The organism is Thalassobellus sediminis, from assembly GCF_044386045.1.
GTDB classification, from domain to species: Bacteria; Bacteroidota; Bacteroidia; order Flavobacteriales; family Flavobacteriaceae; genus Thalassobellus; species Thalassobellus sediminis.
In genome coordinates, this window is sequence record NZ_JBISCD010000037.1 from 306,422 (window position 1) to 327,414 (window position 20,993).

Consider the following 20,993-nt stretch of genomic DNA (forward strand, 5'->3'; position numbering starts at 1 on the left):
TAACCAACCAAATTTTAACCCTAACTTAAAGTTAATCTCGTATTCTTACTTGACTCTCTACAATATCTGAAATAGGAACAACTAGTTTTCCTTCTGATGTTTTTAATGTTACCGAAGCACCATCAATAGATTCAACCTCTCCTTTAATATTATTAAATTCTATATTTTGCCCTATTTCGTATGTTTTTCTAGCGTAAAACGTTTTTAATAATTCGCCAACCATTTTTTGTGCGCCAAAACCAAAAGCTAATGCAAAGGCTAATAAAAACGCTGCCAATATCAGGGTAATGTTACTTGTAATAATTTCGGTATCAATACCAGCCTGATTTAAAGCTGTTATAGATGTAAATATTAGAATTAAAAAGAACACTATTTGACTAATAATTTTTGCTCCTGATAAATCCATAGATTCGAAAAAGGATTTTAAACCTTTCTTAATAAGGTTTGCTAAAACTAATCCGATAGTAAAGATTACTAGCGCTGCAAATAATTGAGGTAAATAGCCTAACAGGTTACTAATTTGTTCAGAAATCATGGTTAAATTCATAATATCTGATGCCATAATTATAAGCATAATATACATAACCCATTTTACGAAAGTTGAAACAATTTTGATGGTATCAAAGTTCAATTTTTTACCTTCAACAATTTCTATTTCATTTAATACATCATCTAATTTATTGGCTTTAGCAATTTTTAAAGCTTTCTTAATAATTTTAACTACAAGTTTGGTTATTAACCAACCAATAACTAAAACTATTATAGTTCCTATTATACTTGGAAACACCTTTGTTAACTCAAGCCACATGGCTTTTAAAGATTCCATAGCAATATCTTTGAATTCTGTTGCTTTTTCCATGATTTAATATTTTCGTTAGGGTTATTTGGATTTTTATTTTTTTCTTTTACTTATTACAGACTCAATAAGGTCTCCTATATTATAAGAGAATAAGGCCGCTAATTCCATAAGCAATTTTGCCATGGCAATATCACTCATAACCTTAGACTTAAGTTCCTGAGGAACTTCCTTGAGAGGCTGGTCTACATATTTAAACGGATTCTCCATTATTTAAGGTTATTAGTATATACGGTTACTAGTTTATCTTTAGCACGTTTAATTCTCATTTTAACCGCACTTTCACCTATTCCTAAAGCACTTTCAATCTCTTTTATAGAAAGAGAATCTTGGTATTTTAGTAATAAAATCATTTTCTCCTCTGGAGAAATTAGCTCTAAAGCTACCTTCAATTTATCAACCTTCATACTTAAAAAACTAGTATCATCTTCTTCTTCATCTGAAAGGTTTTCTAAATCAGTATAATCTACCGATTGTTTTTCAAACTTTTTAGCCGTATTTCTGGTCACATAATTTACGCAATGATTATATGTAAATGAATATAACCATGTTGAAAATTTAGATTTTCCTTTAAAACTAGCTAATTTAACAAAGAGTTTTAAAAACACATCTTGTGTCAAATCTTTTGCTTCGTCTTCATCTTTAGCAAACCCATAACATTTATTGTATACTAACATAGAGTATCTGTCATACAGAATCTCGAAAAGTAATGTGTCATTGTTTTTCACAATGCCATCTACCAGTTCTTCGTCTGTTAATTTATTAATATTTGTTAGGGTTTTCAAATAATATAGCTTTCGCCAATTTAGTTGTTATAGTGTTTAAGACACTTCTGTTTTAAAGAAGTCACACTTTATAGTAAAAAAATAAAAATATAACTATTCGTTTTGAAATAGTTAAAATTTAATACGCATTCATTACGCAAACTACTATTTAAGTGCTATTTCATTTAAAACAAAATTAAGTAAGTTTTTACTTAAAAAAAGAAAAAAACCACTAACCTTTTATTTAAAGTAAGATTAGTGGCTTTTTGTAAAAAAACAATAATAACTACTGAAAAGTATAACTTGTTTTAACTACTTGATTTACTCTAAAATAACCAAAGGCATAATTATCTGGCGTTGTTATATTGATACAGTTACCTCTTAAAGGCACAGGTGTTGAACTAAAAAGACCAGCACCTTCTGATTGCTCAATTATAATTCTAATATAATTGTAATAGGCTTCAGAAATACCAAAAAATGAAACATCTACGATATCTCCTGGTTTATATTCTTCTATCTTATCTGTGTCTTCATCTTCTCCCTTTTCAAACCACCAGCTAATTTCATTACCATTTACAAATTCATCATCACCATCTTCTAATTCTGGTAGTAAATCGCCTCGTCTTTGAGTTTTAAATAAATAATAATTTTCTTCATCTACAGGGTCTGTAAAAATTACAGTAAATTCTAAAGCTTCATCATCAAAACCATCTTCAATAGATTGGGTGATTTCTGTTATATCTGTAACAGGTGTTAAAGTTTCATTGGCCGTAAAAGTTTCTCCTTCATATATAACTTCTAAAGTATAAGAATCATTAATAACAGGAACAAACTGGGTTGTTGTATAAGCCCCATTACTTTGATGTGTAAAAACAAACTCTTCTGCACTATTATTATTAGTCACTTTAACAGATGCATTGGTAACGCTTACATTTGTTGTGGCATCAAAATAAGGTGTTGATTTACTCAATTTTATAGTTTGATTATTTCCTATTGTTCCTTTTTCCCAATCTATAGAAGCTTCAATAACTAATCTGGTTGGTGCTTCTTGTACATCTACATCAATAACATCTTCACAAGATGTAAAAGCTAAAACAAAAAGTAATATGGTTAATTTAAAATATAAATTCATTTTTCTTAAAATTTAAAGTTATAAGTTACTGATGGCACCATTCCGAAAATGGCAGTTCTTGTCGCTTCGTTAATTCCTAAATCTTGATTTTGAGAAAAAGAAATAGAAGCTGCATTTTTCTGATTATAAACATTATAAATACCAAAAACCCATTCGCCTTTCCATCGATTGTTTGGTTTTCTATTAGGAGTATATGTTGCTGAAATATCTAACCTATGATAAGCAGGTAATCTATCTGAATTTCTAGCAGAAAAACTAGCTATTGATTGCCCTTCGTATTGATACTGACCATTAGGATACGTTACAGGTCTTCCTGTTTGAAACACCATATTACTACCAAATGTCCATTTATTATTAAGTTCATAAGATCCTGTAATTGAAAAATCATGAGTTCTATCAAAAGCTGAATTATACCAATCTCCACTATTAATTCCAGGACCTCCAGCAATGCCTCCTAATGTTCTTTGCTCTGCTTTAGATAACGTATAAGCTATCCAACCAGTAAAACGTCCTTCATTTTTACGTACTAAGAATTCTAATCCATAAGCGCGTGCTTCACCATTTAAAATTTCAGTTTCAATGGTATTATTTCCAATTAAATCTGAACCATCAATGTAATCTATTCGGTTATCTGTTGTTTTATAGTACCCTTCAACTTCTAACGAATATTTTTTGTCATTAAAATCTCTAAAATACCCTAAAGCATACTGATTAGATAATTGTGGTTTTATATATTTTCCACTTGTTGTCCAAACATCCAAAGGTGTTACAGATGTTGTATTTGATAGTAAATGAATATATTGAGCTGCTCTTGAATATCCTGCCTTTATAGAAGACGATTCGTTTAATTGGTAAGCTAAAGATGCTCTAGGTTCTATATTACCAAAAGTTTTTATCGTTTCGTCTTTTTTGTAATCGGTTTCTCCTATTTCGGTACCACGTTGATAAATACCTAAAAGACTGTTGTAAACTACGGGTTGATTATTAGCATAATCTATCATAGCTTGTCCTCCTAAACGACTAAAAGCACTGTGTCTCAATCCATATTGCGCTGTTAATTTATCGGTTAATTTATGCTCTGCACTAACATACAAACCACTTTCAAAAGCCTTTTTTCTATCTAAAGACAATGGATTTACTGAAGACGTTTCAGAAGTTGGACGTATTTGTCCAGGATCGAAATCATAATAAATCGCACTCGCTCCAAAATCTAATTTAAAGTTATTACTTGCATAGTATTTAAAATCATATTTAACATTGTAGTTCGTAATTGAAGAAACCCAATCGAATTCCTCACTCGTAATTCCTAAATCATAATCATATTTACTATAGATTAATGATAGGTTAGAAAATAGTTTTTCATTAAAAAGATGATTCCATCTTATATTCCCAGACGTATTACCATAACTTGTTTTAAAGCTTTCACCCAATCTAAAAGTATCTCTACCAAAATATCCTGACAAGTATAACTTGTTGTTATTATTTAAGTTGTAATTAGTTTTAAGATTTAAATCGTAAAAACCAACTCTACTATCTTCATCTGCTGCTTTTAAAAACAGGTTTGCATAAGAACTTCTACCCGCTACTAAAAAAGAGCCTTTATCTTTAAACATAGGCCCTTCAACAGTAAGCCTACTAGAAATTAGCCCAATACCACCTGTTAAGGATAGGTTCTTACTATTTCCATCTTTTTGGCGAATATCTAACACCGAAGATGTTCTACCTCCAAACCGTGCTGGAATACCTCCTTTATACAATTTTATATCCTTAATAGCATCGGCATTAAAAACAGAAAAGAAACCTAACATATGTGACGTATTATAAATAATGGCTTCATCTAGCAATACTAAATTCTGATCTACCGCACCACCACGTACATGAAAACCACCTGTACCTTCACCATTTTTTGTAACTCCGGGAAGCATTTGTAATGATTTTATAATATCGACTTCTCCTAATACCACAGGCATTTGTTTGACTGTTTTAATATTTAATTTAGAAACACTCATTTCTGGTTTTTTAAGGTTTACACGTTCTGTTTCTTCTGCAGTAACAAGCACTTCGTCTAACTGTGTTGATGCCTCCTTAATTTCAAAATTTATTTTTTGATCTTTATCTAATATTATTTCCTGACTCACATCTTCAAATCCTATATAAGACACAACAACTGTATATGTGCCTTTAGGAGCTGAAATAGAATAAAAACCATATTCATTACTTACTGCTCCAATAGAGGTTCCTTTTAAAAATACAGAGGCTCCAAATGCGGTTTCTCCATTACTAGCTTCTTTAATTATTCCACTAACAGTAAAATTTTCTTGAGAAAACATAACCGTTGTTAATAACATAAATAGAAATGCTATTTGTTTCGTTTTTTGATTTTTCATTTTAATAATTGCTCGTTTTTTTGATGAATGACTATTTTCTTATTGATGATTATAATTGTTTTATATTATTATTTTGAAATGTCCTTTCTCTAGTTGAAGCATTATTTCTTGAACTAGTTCCTGTATACCATCCAAATCCTAAAAAAGGAGTGAAAATTTTAGTTGACTGATTTGTGTCTTTTTGATTCATGATTATTCGTTTTTTGATTGATGAAATAAACAACTACTTCATTGACATATAAAAAAACAAAAGGTTGCATGAATTACTATATTTATTTTTTAGGCATAAAAAACAACCTTTTTAGGCTGTTCTTTTAATTGTTATAAAAAGTTTAACTATATAAAAAGTTAAAGTTTCTATATATAACAAAGCTCTATTTTCAAAAGCCGTTAAAGCCCTTTCTTAAAAAGCTTCAGTAAATATAATTGCCTGTTTATTTTTTATTGATAAAACAAATAGTTACCTAATTGCCATATGAAAACATAAAAGGTTACATTATAAAGTATTTTTTTACTAATTTTATTTTATATAAATAATTTACCCCATGAAAACACCTCTTGTTTACTTACTAATTTTTCTTTTTTCACTTTCTAATTATAGTTCAGCTTCCAACGATATCTGGGGACCAACAGGACACCGCGTAGTTGGAAAAATTGCCGATCAATACCTTAAATCTAAAACCAAAAGAAAACTTAGAGAGTTACTGCATAACGAATCTTTAGCTTTTGTTTCTACTTATGCAGATGACATTAAATCTGACAAAAGATATAACGACTTTTACACATGGCATTATGTAAATATGCCTTTAGACTCAAATTATGAGGATTCTAAAAAAAGTGAATCAGGCGACCTTGTTACAGGAATTGAACATTGTATTAAAATTATTAAAGACGACAATTCTAGTGATGACGACAAAGCTTTTTATCTAAAATTATTAATTCATTTTATTGGCGATTTACACCAACCAATGCATGTTGGACTTGCTGAAGATAAAGGCGGAAACGACTTTAAACTGCAATGGTTTTACAACGACACAAACTTACATGCCGTTTGGGATACTAAAATGATTAATAGTTATGATATGAGTTATAGCGAACTTGCTGAAAATGCTGATGTATTAAGCAAAGAACAAATAAAAGCGATACAAGCAGGAAGTATAGTTGATTGGGTAAATGACACACATCAATTAACAAAACAAATATATGCTAACGTTAAACCCGAAGAAAATTTACGCTATCGCTATTCTTATGATAATTTTAAAACCGTAAGAACACAACTCCAAAAAGGAGGTATTCGACTAGCTAAAATTTTGAATGATTTGTTTTAAGTAAAAGAACTAATTAGTTTTATACAAATCATATCTAGCTAATTCAAGTATTACAATGGCTTCCCACTCTTCTTGAGTTTCTTTTTTCAAACCATGTTTCGTTTTATAATCGTAATCCTCTTGACGTTTTTGCCATTCATTCTTAATGCTCTCAAAAATAGCAAGAGCTCTATTTGAGTCAGTGGCTGTAATATTAGCATCAATTAATGCTTTTCGTAATTTTCTAGTATAAATTTCTGTAATATCGAAATGAATTTGTTCGTGTCTTAAAACATAATCTGTTCTTCCTTTAGGCAACACCCAACTACCATTATTATAAAAGACATTTCTAACAAAAAGTTTTCCCTTTTTAAATAAATTTAAGCTTCCAGGCTCATAACCAAAACCAGAGTTTGTAACGGCTAATGCATTTGGAAAACTTATTATATCAGGTTCTCCTTTAAAATCATCCCACGTTAATTTTCGATTTGCAGACCACTCTATTCCTGTTTCATATGTTTTTGCATTATCCACTTTATAAATATTTGCCCACAACCTATGGCATGTACTCATTTTATCTGCGGGTTTGTGCTTTGTTATTTTTACAAGATTTGCTCCAGATAATCTAGCCAGTTCTTTTAAGTTATTAATATTTTCATAATAAGAACAGTTATTTGAAAAACCATTATCAGTTGCTTTTATTTCTCCTATTTTTTCACCTAAAATTATTTGTTCATCAACAATGTCTATAACAACTACCAATTCATCTTTTGAAAGTTCAGGCAATTTTTTAATTACAGAACTCCTTAATTTAGGTGAACATGAAACAAAACCAATAAGACATAAAACAACTAATACTCTTTTCATAAAATAGATTAAATTAAAAAGCAACCTAAAATAGGTTGCTTTAAATATATATAAAATATATGATTTTAAATATGCAAGGCTCTATCATCAGTTGCCGCTAAAGCAGCTTCTTTAATAGCTTCTGTAAATGTAGGATGCGCATGAGACATTCTAGACACATCTTCAGCAGATGCTCTATATTCCATAGCCACTACAGCTTCAGCAATCATATCGGCAGCACGAGCGCCAACCATGTGTACTCCTAAAATTTCATCAGTCGTTTTATCAGCTAAAATCTTTACAAAACCATCTAAATCCATACTCGCTCTACTTCTACCTAAAGCACGCATAGGAAACTGCCCTGTTTTGTATGCTACACCAGCCTCTTTAAGTTGCTCTTCGGTTTTACCAACAGCAGCAACTTCTGGCCACGTATAAACAACACCTGGAATTAAATTATAATCGATATGTGGTTTTTGTCCTGCTAAAGTTTCAGCAACAAACACACCTTCTTCTTCAGCTTTATGAGCTAACATAGCACCTTTTACAACATCACCAATTGCATAGATATTTGATGCGCTTGTTTGTAAATGATCGTTAACTTCAACTTGACCTCTATCAGTCAGTTTTACGCCTGCAGCTTCAGCATTTAATCCATCAGTGTAAGGTTTACGTCCCACAGATACTAAACAATAATCGCCTTTAAATTCTACTTCTTCTCCTTTTTTATTATCTGCTTTCACGATAACTTCATCGCCAACACGCTCTACAGATTTTACTTGATGTGAAGTATTTATTTTGAATTTTTGTTTCTTCAAAACTTTATTAAGTTCTTTTGAAACCCCTTTATCCATTGTTGGTACAATTCTATCGGCATACTCTACTACTGATACTTCTGCTCCTAAACGCTTATACACTTGCCCAAGCTCTAAACCAATAACACCTCCTCCAATAACGATTAAATGTTTTGGTATTTCTTTAAGTTTTAAAGCCTCAGTAGACGTAATAACACGTTCTTTATCTATAGAAATAAAAGGTAAACTTGACGGCTTACTTCCTGTGGCAATAATGGTATTTTTTGCTTCAACCTCAGTTGTTTCTTCTCCTGAAATTGTAATATGCGTTGCATCTTTAAAGCTTCCTAATCCTTGATAAACATCAATGTTGTTTTTCTTCATTAAAAAGTCAATCCCACCAGTAGTTTGATCTACAACAGCTTGTTTACGAGCTATCATTTTTTCTAAATTCACTTTAACTTCACCAGGAATTTCAATTCCATGCTCTTCAAAATGTTTAATAGCATCTTCGTAATGGTGAGACGAATCTAAAAGCGCTTTACTAGGTATACAACCTACATTTAAACAAGTTCCTCCTAATGTACTATATTTTTCTATAATGGCAGTTTTCATGCCTAATTGTGCGCAACGTATAGCTGCAACATATCCTCCAGGACCTGAGCCTATAACGGCTACATCATATGAGTTCATAATATATTTTTGACGTTCGTTTTTTTAAATCAATTTCAAAAATACAAATGTTTTATGGGAAGGCAATAAAAAACAATATTTTATAAATGAATTTATAATTTTAACAATAAAGTCGATATAAATTCGCAATAACTCTAACTTTTAATTACGAATGCTTCTTTTTGTTAATATGAGCTAAAACCCATTCTAATTCTGGATCTTTTTTAAGTTTTCTATCTTCAATAGTTGGTAATATTTCAACATCTGGTTTTACGCCATAACCATCTGGATTTTGATTATAAGGCGTTTCAATTTGCATCAAACCCATTCTAATTTTTAGTTTTGATGTTGGCATTTTGTAAATTTTATAAATACCAGCCACACAACCATTATAGGCTCCTCCTGTTTCTTCCCCAACAAAAATAGCTCTTTTATTAGCTTTAAGATGTGTTGAAATAAGCGTAGATGCCGAAAAAGAATTTCCATTAATCAACACATACAAATCACCTTTATAATGCAATGGATTTGGTGATTTCTCTTTTGAAAATCTAAGATTATAATAAAACCTTCCATCACGTTTTTTTGTTTTAATGAGATTATGCATGACGATAAAAGGCGAAAATATTCCTGAAATAATTTTTAATGCATTCGGACTTTTATTACTCATTAAAAAACTAAAATAAGGTAAACGATTTGCAACCTCGCTTTCTTCAACAAGTTTATAATTTTTATCAGTTAAATAAGCATATAAATAATCTACTTCTGAAATTCTTCCACCTCCATTATCTCTTAAATCTAGAATAAGGTTTTTAGTTTTAGTTGTTTCTAATTCGGCAAAACTTTCTTTATAGAATTTCTTGTAGTTTCTATTACCAAAAGCTTTAATCTTCATATAAGCCAAAGTACTATCTGCTTCTAAAAACTTAAAGCTTCTTGTATAACCTTTATCCTTACTTATAAAACCATACTTTCTATCTTTCTTACGTTTTACTTTAGCAGCAATGCGGTTATTCTTTTTTTCTATTTTACTTAATTTTGGCTTTTTTACTAATTCTTTCTTCTTGCTATCTGCTATTGAATCCTGTTTTTTGTCTTTCTCTATGCGTTTAAATGTTCTACTAAATAAAGAATCTTTTAATTTAAATGTTACAGTTAAACTATCTAAAAAGCCTTTATCTTTATAATAGAAATACCGAAACCCTTTGCCAACATATCTATCGTATAAAGTTTTATTAAAACCATCGGAAGCAAAACGTGTTTTATAACGACCTACTAAATCGGTTGCTAACTCATCTTCAATTTTTACAACCTCACTTCCTATTAATAAAGTGTCTACACCTCTAACATTGGTAACCCAAAGCTTCTGGTTTAAATATTCAAAATTTAAATTATAAAATTGAAATTTTTTCTTTTTTAAAAGGTTCCTTTCTTTTTTAGAAAAACGTTTATTAGCAGAACCTACAGATATATGTCCCTGCCTTACAAACCTTACTACAGGTGCTAGCTTTTTATAAAACTCGCGTGAATTAATTGGTGTTTTTATAGAAGATTTGAGACTATCAAACTTAAAATCTAAATCTTCTTTAGAAGTGTATTGATAGAGTTTAGGATGGTGCTTTTTTAACTGCTTGTATACCTTATCAACATCGCTACGCAAATCTTCAATAGGATGTAACTTCGTAGTTTGCTCGTTATACTTTTTAACACTATTACATGAAACTAAAAGTATAAAAACAAGTATAGACAAAAACAGTTTCTTCATATAAATTATAATCGGGAATTTTTAACGAACCTCTAAATTACTTGTATTTAAGCAAATTCAAAATCTATTTCATATTATTTAACTTTTCAACAATTTCAAACAACATAGTGAGAATAAATTTATGTAGTTTTGTGGTCGATGCAGAAAAAGATTAACATACAAAACAAAAAAGCACGCTTTCTATATGAAATATTAGATAAGTATACCGCTGGTATTGTATTATCTGGTACCGAAATTAAATCGATACGAAGTAGTAAAGCTTCTATTGCCGAAAGTTTTTGTGAGTTTAATGATAAAGGTGAGCTTTTTATAATTAATGCCACTATTGAAGAATATGCTTTTGGTAATTACTACAATCACAGACCTAAAGCCGAAAGAAAGCTCCTTTTAAACAAAAAAGAACTTAAAAAGTTACTTAAAGAAGTTCAAAATACGGGACTTACTATTATTCCATTACGGTTATTTATAAATGAAAAAGGCTATGCCAAAGTAGATATTGCTTTAGCTAAAGGTAAAAAACTATTCGATAAACGTGAGAGTATAAAAGATCGTGATAATAAACGCGATTTAGATAGAATAAAGAAAAATTACAAATAGCATTTCTTAAATTTAAGAAAGCCTTAACGCTTCAACACTATACAAATCTTTAATTTGTACGCTTAAATAAATACTTTCTATTAATGAAAAAACTAATACTATTGTTAGCGATAAGTTTTATATCGATAACATCTAATTCTCAAGAAAAAACAGAATCTAAAAAAGATTATACAACTAACGTATCAACGCTTGATAATACTATAGAGTCTCTATACAATGTGATTTCTGGAGAAAAAGGTAAAGAAAGAGATTGGGATCTTTTCAAATTTTTATTTAAACCTGATGCTAAATTAATTCCTTCATGGAAAAATAAAGAAGGTATCTATGAAATACGTTACATGAAACCAGATGATTATATTAAAAGTTCTGGGAAATGGCTTGTTGAAAATGGTTTTTTTGAAAAAGAAATACATCGTAAAGTAGATACCTTTGGAAATATTTCTCAAGTATTTAGTACTTATGAAACGTTTTATAGTGAATCTGATGAAGAACCTTTTATGAGAGGTATTAATAGTATTCAGTTACTAAATGATGGTGAACGCTGGTGGATAGTTAACATTTACTGGACACAAGAAACCGAAGAAAATCCTATTCCTAAAAAGTATTTAAGATAAACTACTGGTTAAAACCTCTTTATTATGGGCAAACAAGTTCCAGAAATAACACCAGAATTAGAAGACTTCATTAAAAAGCAAAAAATATTTTTTGTTGGTACTGCTGCACAAGATGGTCGTATAAATATTTCACCTAAAGGACATGATAGTCTTCGTGTTTTAAACCCCAACAAATTGGTTTGGTTAAACCTTACTGGAAGTGGTAACGAAACAGCTGCACATCTTTTAAAAAATGATAGAATGACTATTATGTTTTGTGCTTTTGAAGGCAAGCCTCTTATTTTAAGACTTTACGGAACTGCCAAAATATACCACGAAAGAGATACTAAATTTCATAAGTATATTGATTTATTCGAACAAAATACAGGCTCAAGACAAATTATTGAATTAGATATCGATTTAGTGCAAACCTCATGCGGTTATTCAGTACTATTCATGGATTTTAAAGAAGAACGCGGTATGCTAAATGCTTGGTCTGAAAAACAAGGAAAAGAAAAAATCAAATCCTATTGGCAAGAAAAAAACACCAAAAGTATTGATGGTTTTGAGACTAATATAGTCTCTAGCTAACAGCTAACAACCTAATTCTTATCCTCCAATAAAGGCACAAATCGAAATTCACCAAATTCCTCTTGTTCAAATTCTTTTTGGCCTTTTCTTATAAAAAGTGTCATAATTTGAACATCGTCACCCACAGGAATTACAAGTCTGCCTCCAATTTTCAACTGGCTCAACAAGGGTTTAGGTACAAAAGGTGCACCCGCTGTTACAATAATGCTATCAAAAGGCGCTTCATCTGAGAGCCCCTTATAACCATCGCCAAAAATAAGTTTCTTAGCACGGTAGCCTAATTTTGGGAAAAACTTACTCGTTTTTTTAAACAACTCTTGTTGGCGCTCAATACTATATACTTTAGCTCCTAACTCACACAAAACCGCAGTTTGATAACCACTGCCTGTACCAATTTCAAGAATTTTATGGTCTTTCTTCACCTTTAATAGTTCACTTTGAAAAGCAACAGTATACGGTTGAGAAATAGTTTGATCTGCCGAAATAGGAAATGCCTTGTCTTGATAAGCATGGTCTAAAAAGCTAGAATCCATAAACAAATGTCTCGGTATTTTGCCAATAGCATTCAAAACAGCTTCATTGCTTATTCCTTTCTTTTTTAATACGTTAACTAACTGCTGTCTTAATCCCTTGTGCTTAAAAGTGTCTTTCAATGTTGGTCTGGTTTATTCTGCTAAAATTAGTCAAAGATTTTAAAGCTGAAAACAATTTTATCACATTTTATTTTCACTAAAAAATTCATGTTAAATCATCAAATTCATGTGTTAAATATCTTATTTTTGTTGAAAACGTAAATAATTATGCTAAAAGTTGGTGTACTTGGTGCTGGCCACCTAGGGAAAATTCATTTAAGACTTCTTAATCAATCTGAAAAATACAACCTTATAGGGTTTTATGATGCAGATGAAACAAATGGTAAAAAAGTAGAAGCCGAATTTGGATATAAATTTTTCGATTCTATTGAATCACTCATCGATGCGGTTGATGTGGTAGATATTGTAACACCTACCCTATCTCATTACGATTGTGCAAAACAAGCCATTGCAAAGGGCAAGCACATTTTTATTGAAAAACCTATTACCAATACGGTTGAAGAAGCCGAACATATTAGGCAGTTATTGGCCGACAATAATTTACGCGGACAAGTAGGACATGTAGAGCGTTTTAACCCAGCATTTTTAGCTATTAGAGACGATATTAAATCGCCTATGTTTATTGAAACGCATAGATTAGCAGAATTTAATCCGCGTGGTACAGATGTACCAGTAGTTTTAGATTTAATGATTCATGATATCGATATTATTTTAAGCATCGTAAAATCTAAAGTCAAGAATGTATCTGCAAGCGGTGTCTCGGTTATAAGTGACACACCAGATATTGCCAATGCCAGATTAGAATTTGAAAACGGTTGTGTAGCGAACTTAACGGCAAGTAGAATTTCACTTAAAAGAATGCGTAAAGCACGTTTCTTTCAAAAAGATGCCTATATCTCTGTAGATTTTCTTGAAAAGAAATGTGAAGTTGTTAAAATGAAAGATGCTCCAGAAAATCCTGGTGATTTTGATATGGTATTGCAAAATGCTGAAGGTGTGAAAAAACAAATCTATTTTGACAACCCTAAAGTAGCTGACAATAATTCTATTTTAGACGAATTAGAAACTTTCGCAGATGCTATCAACAATAACACAACACCTATTGTAACCCTACATGACGGTACCGAAGCATTACGCGTTGCTACACAGATTATTAATTGTTTTTAAATAAAAAACTAATGAACTAAAAAAATTTAAAATGGAAAAATTTTGGATAGTTGCAATAACAATATTAATTTTTACAATAATCACGTTTTTATATTGGAAGCTTACTAATGCTTTTGGAAAAAATGAATATGGTGAAAAAATGTGGAAAAACTGGGGAACAAGAATGTATTATTGGACAGGAGCTATAATGGTTTCTGGAGGTATTACTGTCGGTATAATTTACCTTTTAAATTCCACAAATATTTTAACTCTTTAGTATTCTAAAAACATAAAAAAACGTTTTTTTAAAGGAAGGTTAAAAATAGAGATCTCCTTCTGCAAGGGAATAGTAAAACAATTAATTTAATGAAAAACATAGCTGTAATAGGTGCAGGAACCATGGGAAATGGTATTGCACATACCTTTGCCCAAACTGGTTTTAAAGTAAACCTGATTGATATTAGTGAAGCTTCATTAAAAAAAGGCATAGCAACCATTTCTAAAAATTTAGATAGAATGCTTGCTAAAGAGAAAATCACAGAATATGAAAAAGCAAAAACACTTTCTAATATTACAAGTTATACATCTATAGAAAAAGGTGTTAAATCTGTTGAATTAGTAGTTGAAGCAGCCACAGAAAATATAGATTTAAAACTCAATATTTTTAAACAATTAGATGAAGTTTGTAATGAAAACACCATACTTGCTACAAACACATCTTCAATTTCTATTACACAAATTGCAGCAGTAACCTCAAGACCAGATAAAGTAATTGGTATGCATTTTATGAATCCAGTTCCTATTATGAAACTGGTTGAAATTATTCGAGGATACAATACTAGTGATGACGTTACAAAAACCATCATGGATTTATCTAAAACACTAGATAAAGAACCTGTTGAAGTTAATGATTATCCAGGATTTGTTGCCAATAGAATTTTAATGCCTATGCTTAACGAATCTATTGAAACCTTATACAATGGTGTTGCTGGCGTACACGAAATAGATACAGTTATGAAACTTGGTATGGCACACCCTATGGGACCATTACAGTTAGCCGATTTTATTGGGTTAGATGTTTGCTTATCTATACTTAATGTAATGTACAACGGTTTTAAAAACCCTAAATATGCACCTTGTCCACTATTAGTTAACATGGTTAATGCAGGTAAATTAGGTGTAAAATCTGGGGAAGGTTTTTACGATTACTCTGAAAGTAGAAAAGCTGAAACTGTAGCGAAACAATTTTTAAAATAAGTTCATTCGTTTATTTGTTAAGTCGTTTAGATAAATCAACTTAATAATAAATAATTTTACAAACTAAAATGTCAATTCAAAAAAAACTCAACCACATAAAATCTAAATTACCAGAACACGTTACGCTTGTTGCTGTTTCTAAAACAAAACCTGTGTCTGATTTAATGGAAGCCTATAATGCTGGACAACGCATTTTTGGTGAAAATAAAATTCAGGAAATAACAGAAAAATATGAGGTTATGCCAAAAGATATTGAATGGCATATGATTGGTCATGTACAAAGCAATAAGGTAAAATACATGGCGCCATTTGTGAGTTTAATTCATGGTGTTGACAACTTTAAATTGCTAAAAGAAATAAATAAACAAGCCAAAAAACATGATAGAATTATTGATTGTTTGTTTCAAATAAAAATTGCTTCAGAAGATTCTAAATTTGGAATGACTCATTCTCAAGTTTCAGAAATATTACAATCTAAAGAATTTTCAGCATTAAAAAATATTAGAATTATTGGACTCATGGGAATGGCTACTTTTACTGATAATGAAAATCAAGTAAAAAATGAATTCAATCTTTTAAAATCTACTTTTAACGATTTAAAACAATTGAAAACTGCAAACTACAAACTGCAAACTATTTCAATGGGTATGAGTGGCGATTATCAACTAGCAATTGATTGTGGTAGTACTATGGTTCGAGTTGGAAGTAGTATCTTTGGTGTGAGAAATTACAATTAAAAACAAATAAACGCATAAATATTTTTTGTACGCAATACTAGATATAGAAACCACAGGAGGTAAATTTAATGAAGAAGGTATTACTGAAATAGCCATTTATAAATTCGACGGCCATGAAGTTGTCGATCAGTTTATAAGTTTAGTAAACCCCGAACGAGACATTCAACCTTTTGTAGTTAACCTTACAGGCATAAACAGTAATATGCTTAAAAATGCCCCTAAATTTTACGAAGTTGCAAAACGTATTGTAGAAATTACCAAAGACTGTATTTTAGTAGCTCACAATGCGCAATTTGATTACCGCATATTATGTACAGAATTTAGACGTTTGGGGTTTGATTATGAACGCCCATCGCTTTGCTCAGTAGAATTAGCAAAAGATTTAATTCCAGACCAAACATCTTATAGTTTAGGAAAATTAGTCCGTTCACTTGGTATTCCTGTTACCGATAGACATCGCGCTTCTGGTGATGCATTAGCGACAGTAAAATTATTTAAAATACTGCTAGACAAAGATACTAGCAAAAACATTATTAAAGAATCTATTAAGCTAAACCCTAAGCATCAATTAGAAAGTAGACATCTTAATATTCTTGAAGAGCTTCCTGCGGTTACTGGCGTTTATTATATTCATAAAGAAAATGGTGATATTATATACATTGGGAAAAGTAATAATATAAAAAAACGTATCAATCAGCACTTTACGAACACCAATCGGAAATCAAAAAAAATACAGGCCTTAGTGCATTCGGTTAGTTATGATACTACAGGAAGTGAATTAGTAGCTTTTTTAAAAGAAAGTGAAGAAATAAAACGTATAAAACCAATATTTAATAGAGCCTTACGTCGTAATACATTTACGCATGCATTATATAGTTTTAAAGATGAAAACGATTATATAAACCTTAAAATTGATATAGCAGACGGACGCAAAAAACCAATAACAACTTTTACTAATAGACAAAGCGGAAAAAGTTTTATTACAAAAGCTGTTGAAGATTATAATTTATGTCAAAAACTTACCGGTTTATATAAAACCAAAACCAGTTGTTTTAATTACGATATAAAAACATGCGAAGGCGCTTGCATAAATAAAGAACCTGTGCAACTGTATAACAATCGTGTAGAAGCACTTATTGAAAAAAACAGTTATGCTAATAAAAACATGGTCATTGTTGATAAAGGTCGAGCCATTGATGAGCATAGTGCCATATTTATTGAAAATGGGATTTTTAAAGGCTTAGGTTTTTTTAATTTAAATTATCAAATTAATAATATTGAAGTGTTAGAATCTATTATCACCCCAATGGAAAATAATAGAGATGCTCAACATATTATTCAAAATTATTTAAGAAAAAACAAATGTTTAAAAATTATTACACTTGGCTAAACCATACTTAAAGGTTTTCTTTTAGTATTTTTGAATATTATGAACAAGCTTCAAAATAAAGGTTGGAAACGAAAACTTCATGAAATAATCTATGAAGCAGATACTCCTATAGGTAAATTATTTGATGTGGTATTGCTTATTACAATACTTGCAAGTATTTTTCTTGTTATGCTCGAAAGTGTTGAAAGTATTGATAATAAGTATCACGACATCCTTAATATTTCAGAATGGGTTATAACCATACTTTTCTCAATAGAATATATTGCTAGAATTATTACAGTAAAAAAACCTTTAAAATATATTTTTAGTTTTTATGGTGTCATAGATTTCCTATCAACTATCCCTAAATACATCTCATTACTTGTTGGAGGTTTACATGCCCTTGCTGCTTTAAGAGCTTTACGATTACTTCGCGTTTTCAGAATTTTAAAACTAGCACGTTATTTAGGAGCTTCAAATAACTTAGTAGCTGCCATAAAAGCAAGTCGTGTAAAAATTTCAGTTTTTCTATTTGCTGTTGTTATTATATCTGTCATTTTAGGCACTATAATGTATTTAATTGAAGGTGAAGAAAATGGCTTTACAAATATACCTAAAAGTGTTTATTGGTGTATTGTTACACTAACTACAGTGGGTTATGGAGACATTGCTCCTCAAACTCCTTTAGGGCAATTCATTGCTTCTATTGTTATGATTTTAGGATACGGTATCATTGCTGTACCAACGGGAATTGTAACTTCAGAATTCACTAAATTAGATTCTGAAAAACCAGAAACTAATACTCAAGCTTGCCAAAATTGCGCATCTGAAAACCATAAAGATGATGCCGCTTTTTGCGATCATTGTGGACATAAATTAAATCATGAGTAAAATTCTAATTTCTATAGTTGGGCCTACTGCTATTGGAAAAACAGCACTAAGTATTAAACTTGCTAATTATTTTAATACTGAAATAATTTCGGCAGACTCACGGCAATTTTTCAAAGAGATGCAAATTGGTACTGCAGCGCCTACCTCAGAAGAATTAGCAGCAGCTAAACATCATTTTATTCATCATAAATCTATACACGATGAATATAATGTAGGTGCTTTTGAAAAAGATGCTCTTAAATGTCTAGACACCCTTTTTAAAAACCACGATATTGTTATTATGGTTGGCGGATCTGGTCTCTATGTTGATGCTGTAACTAATGGATTAGACAACTTCCCTAAAGTAGACGTAAGTATTCGCGAGAATTTAAATAATAATTTAATTAGTAAAGGACTTCCTTATTTACAAAATCAACTAAAAGAGCTCGACATTACATCATACAATACGATTGCTATCGATAATCCAAAACGTGTTATTCGCGCTTTAGAAATTTGTATTGGTTCAGGAAAACCCTATTCATCATTTTTAAATAAAGGAAAGGAAAAACGAAACTTCAAAACGATAACAATTGGGCTTACTGCCGAAAGAGAAACTATTTACAACCGTATTAATAAACGTGTTGATTTAATGATGCAAGCAGGACAACTAGATGAAGCAAAAAGCTTGATTGAATATAACCATTTAAACGCCTTAAACACCGTTGGTTATAAAGAATTATTCAACTTTTTAAATGATGAATGGACACTTGACTTTGCTATTTCTGAAATTAAAAAAAACACTAGACGTTTTGCAAAACGACAGCTTACTTGGTTTAGAAGGAATGAGCAAACACTTTGGTTTGATTATGAAACCGATTTAAAAGCAATAATAAAACAGTTAAATATTTAAAGGAATCTCTTTATTTATATAAACCTCCAACTTGACTTTGTAAAAAAATTTTAGCTATATTTATTTAACGTATTATATGAAATATTAAAACGATTTCATATATACGTCTGACCTTCTCAAAAACACGCATCAAAATAACCAACAATTAAATTATCTTTGCAAAACATAAAAATTTATCATGCGCATAGATATTATAACTGTTTTACCAGAATTACTTAAAAGTCCGTTTGATGCGTCTATTTTAAAACGTGCTATTGATGCTGGTTTGGTAGAAGTTCATTTTCATAATTTAAGAGATTACACGACCGATAATTATAAATCTATCGATGATACACAGTTTGGTGGTGGCGCTGGTATGGTTATGATGATAGAACCTATAGATAAATGTATTTCGACTTTAAAGGCAGAACGCGATTATGACGAGGTCATATATATGACACCCGATGGCGAAACCTTAAAACAAGGTATTGCTAACCATTTATCATTAAAAGAAAATATTATTATTCTTTGCGGACATTATAAAGGTGTAGACCAGCGTGTTAGAGATCTTTTAATTACACGCGAAATATCTATTGGCGATTATGTATTATCTGGTGGCGAGTTAGGTGCAGCTGTACTTTGCGATGCTATAATAAGATTAATACCTGGGGTTTTAGGAAATGAAACCTCTGCTCTAACCGATTCGTTTCAAGATGGACTGTTAGCACCACCTATTTACACAAAACCAAGAGAATACAAAGGAATGAAGGTGCCTGAGTTATTGTTTGGAGGTAACTTTGGTAAAATTGAAAAGTGGCGTGAAGAACAAGCGTATTTAAGAACTAAAGAACGTCGCCCTGATTTGTTAGATGATTAATTTAGCTAATTATTAAACTAATATCTGCTTTTTATAATGTGTATTAAATTGTGTTAAGGATAAAAACGGCATCCTTTATGCGAAGTTTTACATTTTTAACCTCACATTATATACTAAAAGCTATTTAATAATGAAATATTGAAACAAGCTCGGGACTGCTTAGCAGAAAGGTATAGTGGATATCCTGACTTTTTGCCTTATAACATCCTGATTTTAAACAACAAACATGAAGCAAAAAGGAACACCCTAAAAAAGATTATTATTAATTGTAAATTATTAATTATTAACTATATTTGCAGCCAATTTCGGGTTAACCTCTGGCGAGAATCGTGTATGTTGTTCTGGATTAATTATAATTAAATTTAAAGATATGGAATCTTTAGTAAAATTTGTTCAAGACGAATTTGTAACAAGAAAAGAATTACCAGAATTTGCAGCTGGTGACACAATTACTGTTTTCTACGAAATTAAAGAGGGAAACAAAACACGTACTCAGTTTTTTAGAGGCGTAGTAATACAAAGAAGAGGATCTGGTTCATCAGAAACTTTTACAATTAGAAAAATGTCTGGTTCTATTGGAGTTGAGCGTATCTTCCCAGTAAACTTACCTGCATTACAAAAAATTGAAGTTAACAAACGTGGTAAAGTACGTAGAGCTCGTATCTTCTACTTTAGAGGTCTTACTGGTAAAAAAGCCAGAATTACTGAGCGTAGACGTTAATATAGTACAACTGCATAAGCAGCGATTAAAAAGCCTTGATTATATATCAAGGCTTTTTTTATTAACTATTGTTAATAACTACGGTTTATAAGTAGTTGATATCTAACTGCTTAAAAAGTTTGTTTTTTTGAATTTAGGTTATACTTTAGTAAAAAGAAATAATAACAGCTCTTAGTTGGTTTCATAGCAACAATGAATTTATATTATTTTCTAAATAAGGTAACGTTCTTTAT

23 protein-coding genes are annotated in these 20,993 nt (G+C 30.6%); 13 read left to right on the forward strand and 10 right to left on the reverse strand.

The features are described from left to right. Positions 1 to 31 precede the first annotated feature (31 nt). From ACH5TW_RS03130 to ACH5TW_RS03155, 6 genes are all read right to left on the reverse strand, one after another. Entirely contained in the window at positions 32 to 859 is an 828-nt protein-coding gene (locus ACH5TW_RS03130) for a mechanosensitive ion channel family protein (RefSeq protein WP_439335028.1), read from the reverse strand. 33 nt (positions 860 to 892) lie between these two features. Then, positions 893 to 1,066, reverse strand: a complete 174-nt coding sequence (locus ACH5TW_RS03135; RefSeq protein ID WP_439335029.1) for a hypothetical protein — start codon at positions 1,064 to 1,066, stop codon at positions 893 to 895. Continuing rightward, positions 1,066 to 1,641, reverse strand: coding sequence for an RNA polymerase sigma factor (locus ACH5TW_RS03140; RefSeq protein ID WP_439335030.1), 576 nt, complete (start codon positions 1,639 to 1,641; stop codon positions 1,066 to 1,068). The genes ACH5TW_RS03135 and ACH5TW_RS03140 overlap by 1 nt, the downstream gene beginning before the upstream one ends. A gap of 265 nt (positions 1,642 to 1,906) precedes the next feature. After that, on the reverse strand, positions 1,907 to 2,752 hold the full coding sequence (locus ACH5TW_RS03145; protein ID WP_439335031.1) for a DUF4249 domain-containing protein: 846 nt from the start codon (positions 2,750 to 2,752) through the stop codon (positions 1,907 to 1,909). A gap of 5 nt (positions 2,753 to 2,757) precedes the next feature. After that, positions 2,758 to 5,139, reverse strand: coding sequence for a TonB-dependent receptor (locus ACH5TW_RS03150; RefSeq protein WP_439335032.1), 2,382 nt, complete (start codon positions 5,137 to 5,139; stop codon positions 2,758 to 2,760). A 49-nt stretch (positions 5,140 to 5,188) separates the two neighbouring features. Beyond that, positions 5,189 to 5,329, reverse strand: coding sequence for a hypothetical protein (locus tag ACH5TW_RS03155; protein ID WP_439335033.1), 141 nt, complete (start codon positions 5,327 to 5,329; stop codon positions 5,189 to 5,191). Positions 5,330 to 5,684: 355 nt separating this feature from the next. Here ACH5TW_RS03155 and ACH5TW_RS03160 point away from each other — a divergent pair, with 355 nt between their 5' ends. Continuing rightward, positions 5,685 to 6,467 (forward strand): S1/P1 nuclease, encoded by a 783-nt coding sequence (locus ACH5TW_RS03160; RefSeq protein WP_439335034.1) that lies wholly within the window; start codon positions 5,685 to 5,687, stop codon positions 6,465 to 6,467. 9 nt (positions 6,468 to 6,476) lie between these two features. On the opposite strand, the gene ACH5TW_RS03165 is transcribed toward ACH5TW_RS03160, so the two are convergent. The 3 genes from ACH5TW_RS03165 to ACH5TW_RS03175 all read right to left on the reverse strand — a co-directional run bounded on the left by ACH5TW_RS03165 (position 6,477) and on the right by ACH5TW_RS03175 (position 10,520). Further along, positions 6,477 to 7,313 carry a DUF922 domain-containing protein gene (locus ACH5TW_RS03165; RefSeq protein ID WP_439335035.1) on the reverse strand — a complete coding sequence of 279 codons (837 nt, stop codon included), beginning with the start codon at positions 7,311 to 7,313 and terminating at the stop codon, positions 6,477 to 6,479. A 65-nt stretch (positions 7,314 to 7,378) separates the two neighbouring features. After that, a complete protein-coding gene (gene lpdA / locus ACH5TW_RS03170) occupies positions 7,379 to 8,779 on the reverse strand; it encodes a dihydrolipoyl dehydrogenase (protein ID WP_439335036.1) in 1,401 nt (466 codons plus the stop codon). 145 nt (positions 8,780 to 8,924) lie between these two features. After that, entirely contained in the window at positions 8,925 to 10,520 is a 1,596-nt protein-coding gene (locus tag ACH5TW_RS03175) for a S41 family peptidase (RefSeq protein ID WP_439335037.1), read from the reverse strand. Positions 10,521 to 10,658: 138 nt separating this feature from the next. Here ACH5TW_RS03175 and smpB point away from each other — a divergent pair, with 138 nt between their 5' ends. From smpB to ACH5TW_RS03190, 3 genes are all read left to right on the forward strand, one after another. Then, the gene (gene smpB, locus ACH5TW_RS03180) at positions 10,659 to 11,117 is read left to right on the forward strand and encodes an SsrA-binding protein SmpB (RefSeq protein ID WP_439335038.1); all 459 of its coding nucleotides are present in this window, start codon (positions 10,659 to 10,661) and stop codon (positions 11,115 to 11,117) included. Between the two features lie 83 nt (positions 11,118 to 11,200). Then, positions 11,201 to 11,731 carry a thioredoxin domain-containing protein gene (locus ACH5TW_RS03185; RefSeq protein ID WP_439335039.1) on the forward strand — a complete coding sequence of 177 codons (531 nt, stop codon included), beginning with the start codon at positions 11,201 to 11,203 and terminating at the stop codon, positions 11,729 to 11,731. 24 nt (positions 11,732 to 11,755) lie between these two features. Continuing rightward, on the forward strand, positions 11,756 to 12,301 hold the full coding sequence (locus ACH5TW_RS03190; protein WP_439335040.1) for a pyridoxamine 5'-phosphate oxidase family protein: 546 nt from the start codon (positions 11,756 to 11,758) through the stop codon (positions 12,299 to 12,301). 11 nt (positions 12,302 to 12,312) lie between these two features. On the opposite strand, the gene ACH5TW_RS03195 is transcribed toward ACH5TW_RS03190, so the two are convergent. Continuing rightward, the gene (locus ACH5TW_RS03195; RefSeq protein ID WP_439335041.1) at positions 12,313 to 12,954 is read right to left on the reverse strand and encodes a protein-L-isoaspartate(D-aspartate) O-methyltransferase; all 642 of its coding nucleotides are present in this window, start codon (positions 12,952 to 12,954) and stop codon (positions 12,313 to 12,315) included. A gap of 147 nt (positions 12,955 to 13,101) precedes the next feature. Between ACH5TW_RS03195 and ACH5TW_RS03200 the strand changes: the two genes are divergently transcribed. The 9 genes from ACH5TW_RS03200 to rplS all read left to right on the forward strand — a co-directional run bounded on the left by ACH5TW_RS03200 (position 13,102) and on the right by rplS (position 20,760). After that, on the forward strand, positions 13,102 to 14,061 hold the full coding sequence (locus ACH5TW_RS03200; RefSeq protein WP_439335042.1) for a Gfo/Idh/MocA family protein: 960 nt from the start codon (positions 13,102 to 13,104) through the stop codon (positions 14,059 to 14,061). Between the two features lie 31 nt (positions 14,062 to 14,092). After that, positions 14,093 to 14,317, forward strand: coding sequence for a hypothetical protein (locus ACH5TW_RS03205; RefSeq protein ID WP_439335043.1), 225 nt, complete (start codon positions 14,093 to 14,095; stop codon positions 14,315 to 14,317). 89 nt (positions 14,318 to 14,406) lie between these two features. Continuing rightward, positions 14,407 to 15,297 (forward strand): 3-hydroxybutyryl-CoA dehydrogenase, encoded by an 891-nt coding sequence (locus ACH5TW_RS03210; RefSeq protein WP_439335044.1) that lies wholly within the window; start codon positions 14,407 to 14,409, stop codon positions 15,295 to 15,297. 68 nt (positions 15,298 to 15,365) lie between these two features. Beyond that, positions 15,366 to 16,034, forward strand: a complete 669-nt coding sequence (locus tag ACH5TW_RS03215; RefSeq protein WP_439335045.1) for a YggS family pyridoxal phosphate-dependent enzyme — start codon at positions 15,366 to 15,368, stop codon at positions 16,032 to 16,034. Between the two features lie 25 nt (positions 16,035 to 16,059). Next, positions 16,060 to 17,424, forward strand: coding sequence for an exonuclease domain-containing protein (locus ACH5TW_RS03220; protein WP_439335046.1), 1,365 nt, complete (start codon positions 16,060 to 16,062; stop codon positions 17,422 to 17,424). A 39-nt stretch (positions 17,425 to 17,463) separates the two neighbouring features. Next, the gene (locus ACH5TW_RS03225; protein ID WP_439335047.1) at positions 17,464 to 18,294 is read left to right on the forward strand and encodes an ion transporter; all 831 of its coding nucleotides are present in this window, start codon (positions 17,464 to 17,466) and stop codon (positions 18,292 to 18,294) included. Beyond that, entirely contained in the window at positions 18,287 to 19,183 is an 897-nt protein-coding gene (gene miaA, locus ACH5TW_RS03230) for a tRNA (adenosine(37)-N6)-dimethylallyltransferase MiaA (RefSeq protein WP_439335048.1), read from the forward strand. Before ACH5TW_RS03225 ends, miaA begins: the two co-directional genes overlap by 8 nt. A gap of 178 nt (positions 19,184 to 19,361) precedes the next feature. Then, entirely contained in the window at positions 19,362 to 20,039 is a 678-nt protein-coding gene (gene trmD, locus ACH5TW_RS03235) for a tRNA (guanosine(37)-N1)-methyltransferase TrmD (protein ID WP_439335049.1), read from the forward strand. 370 nt (positions 20,040 to 20,409) lie between these two features. After that, positions 20,410 to 20,760, forward strand: coding sequence for a 50S ribosomal protein L19 (gene rplS, locus ACH5TW_RS03240; RefSeq protein ID WP_439335050.1), 351 nt, complete (start codon positions 20,410 to 20,412; stop codon positions 20,758 to 20,760). Positions 20,761 to 20,993 lie beyond the last annotated feature (233 nt).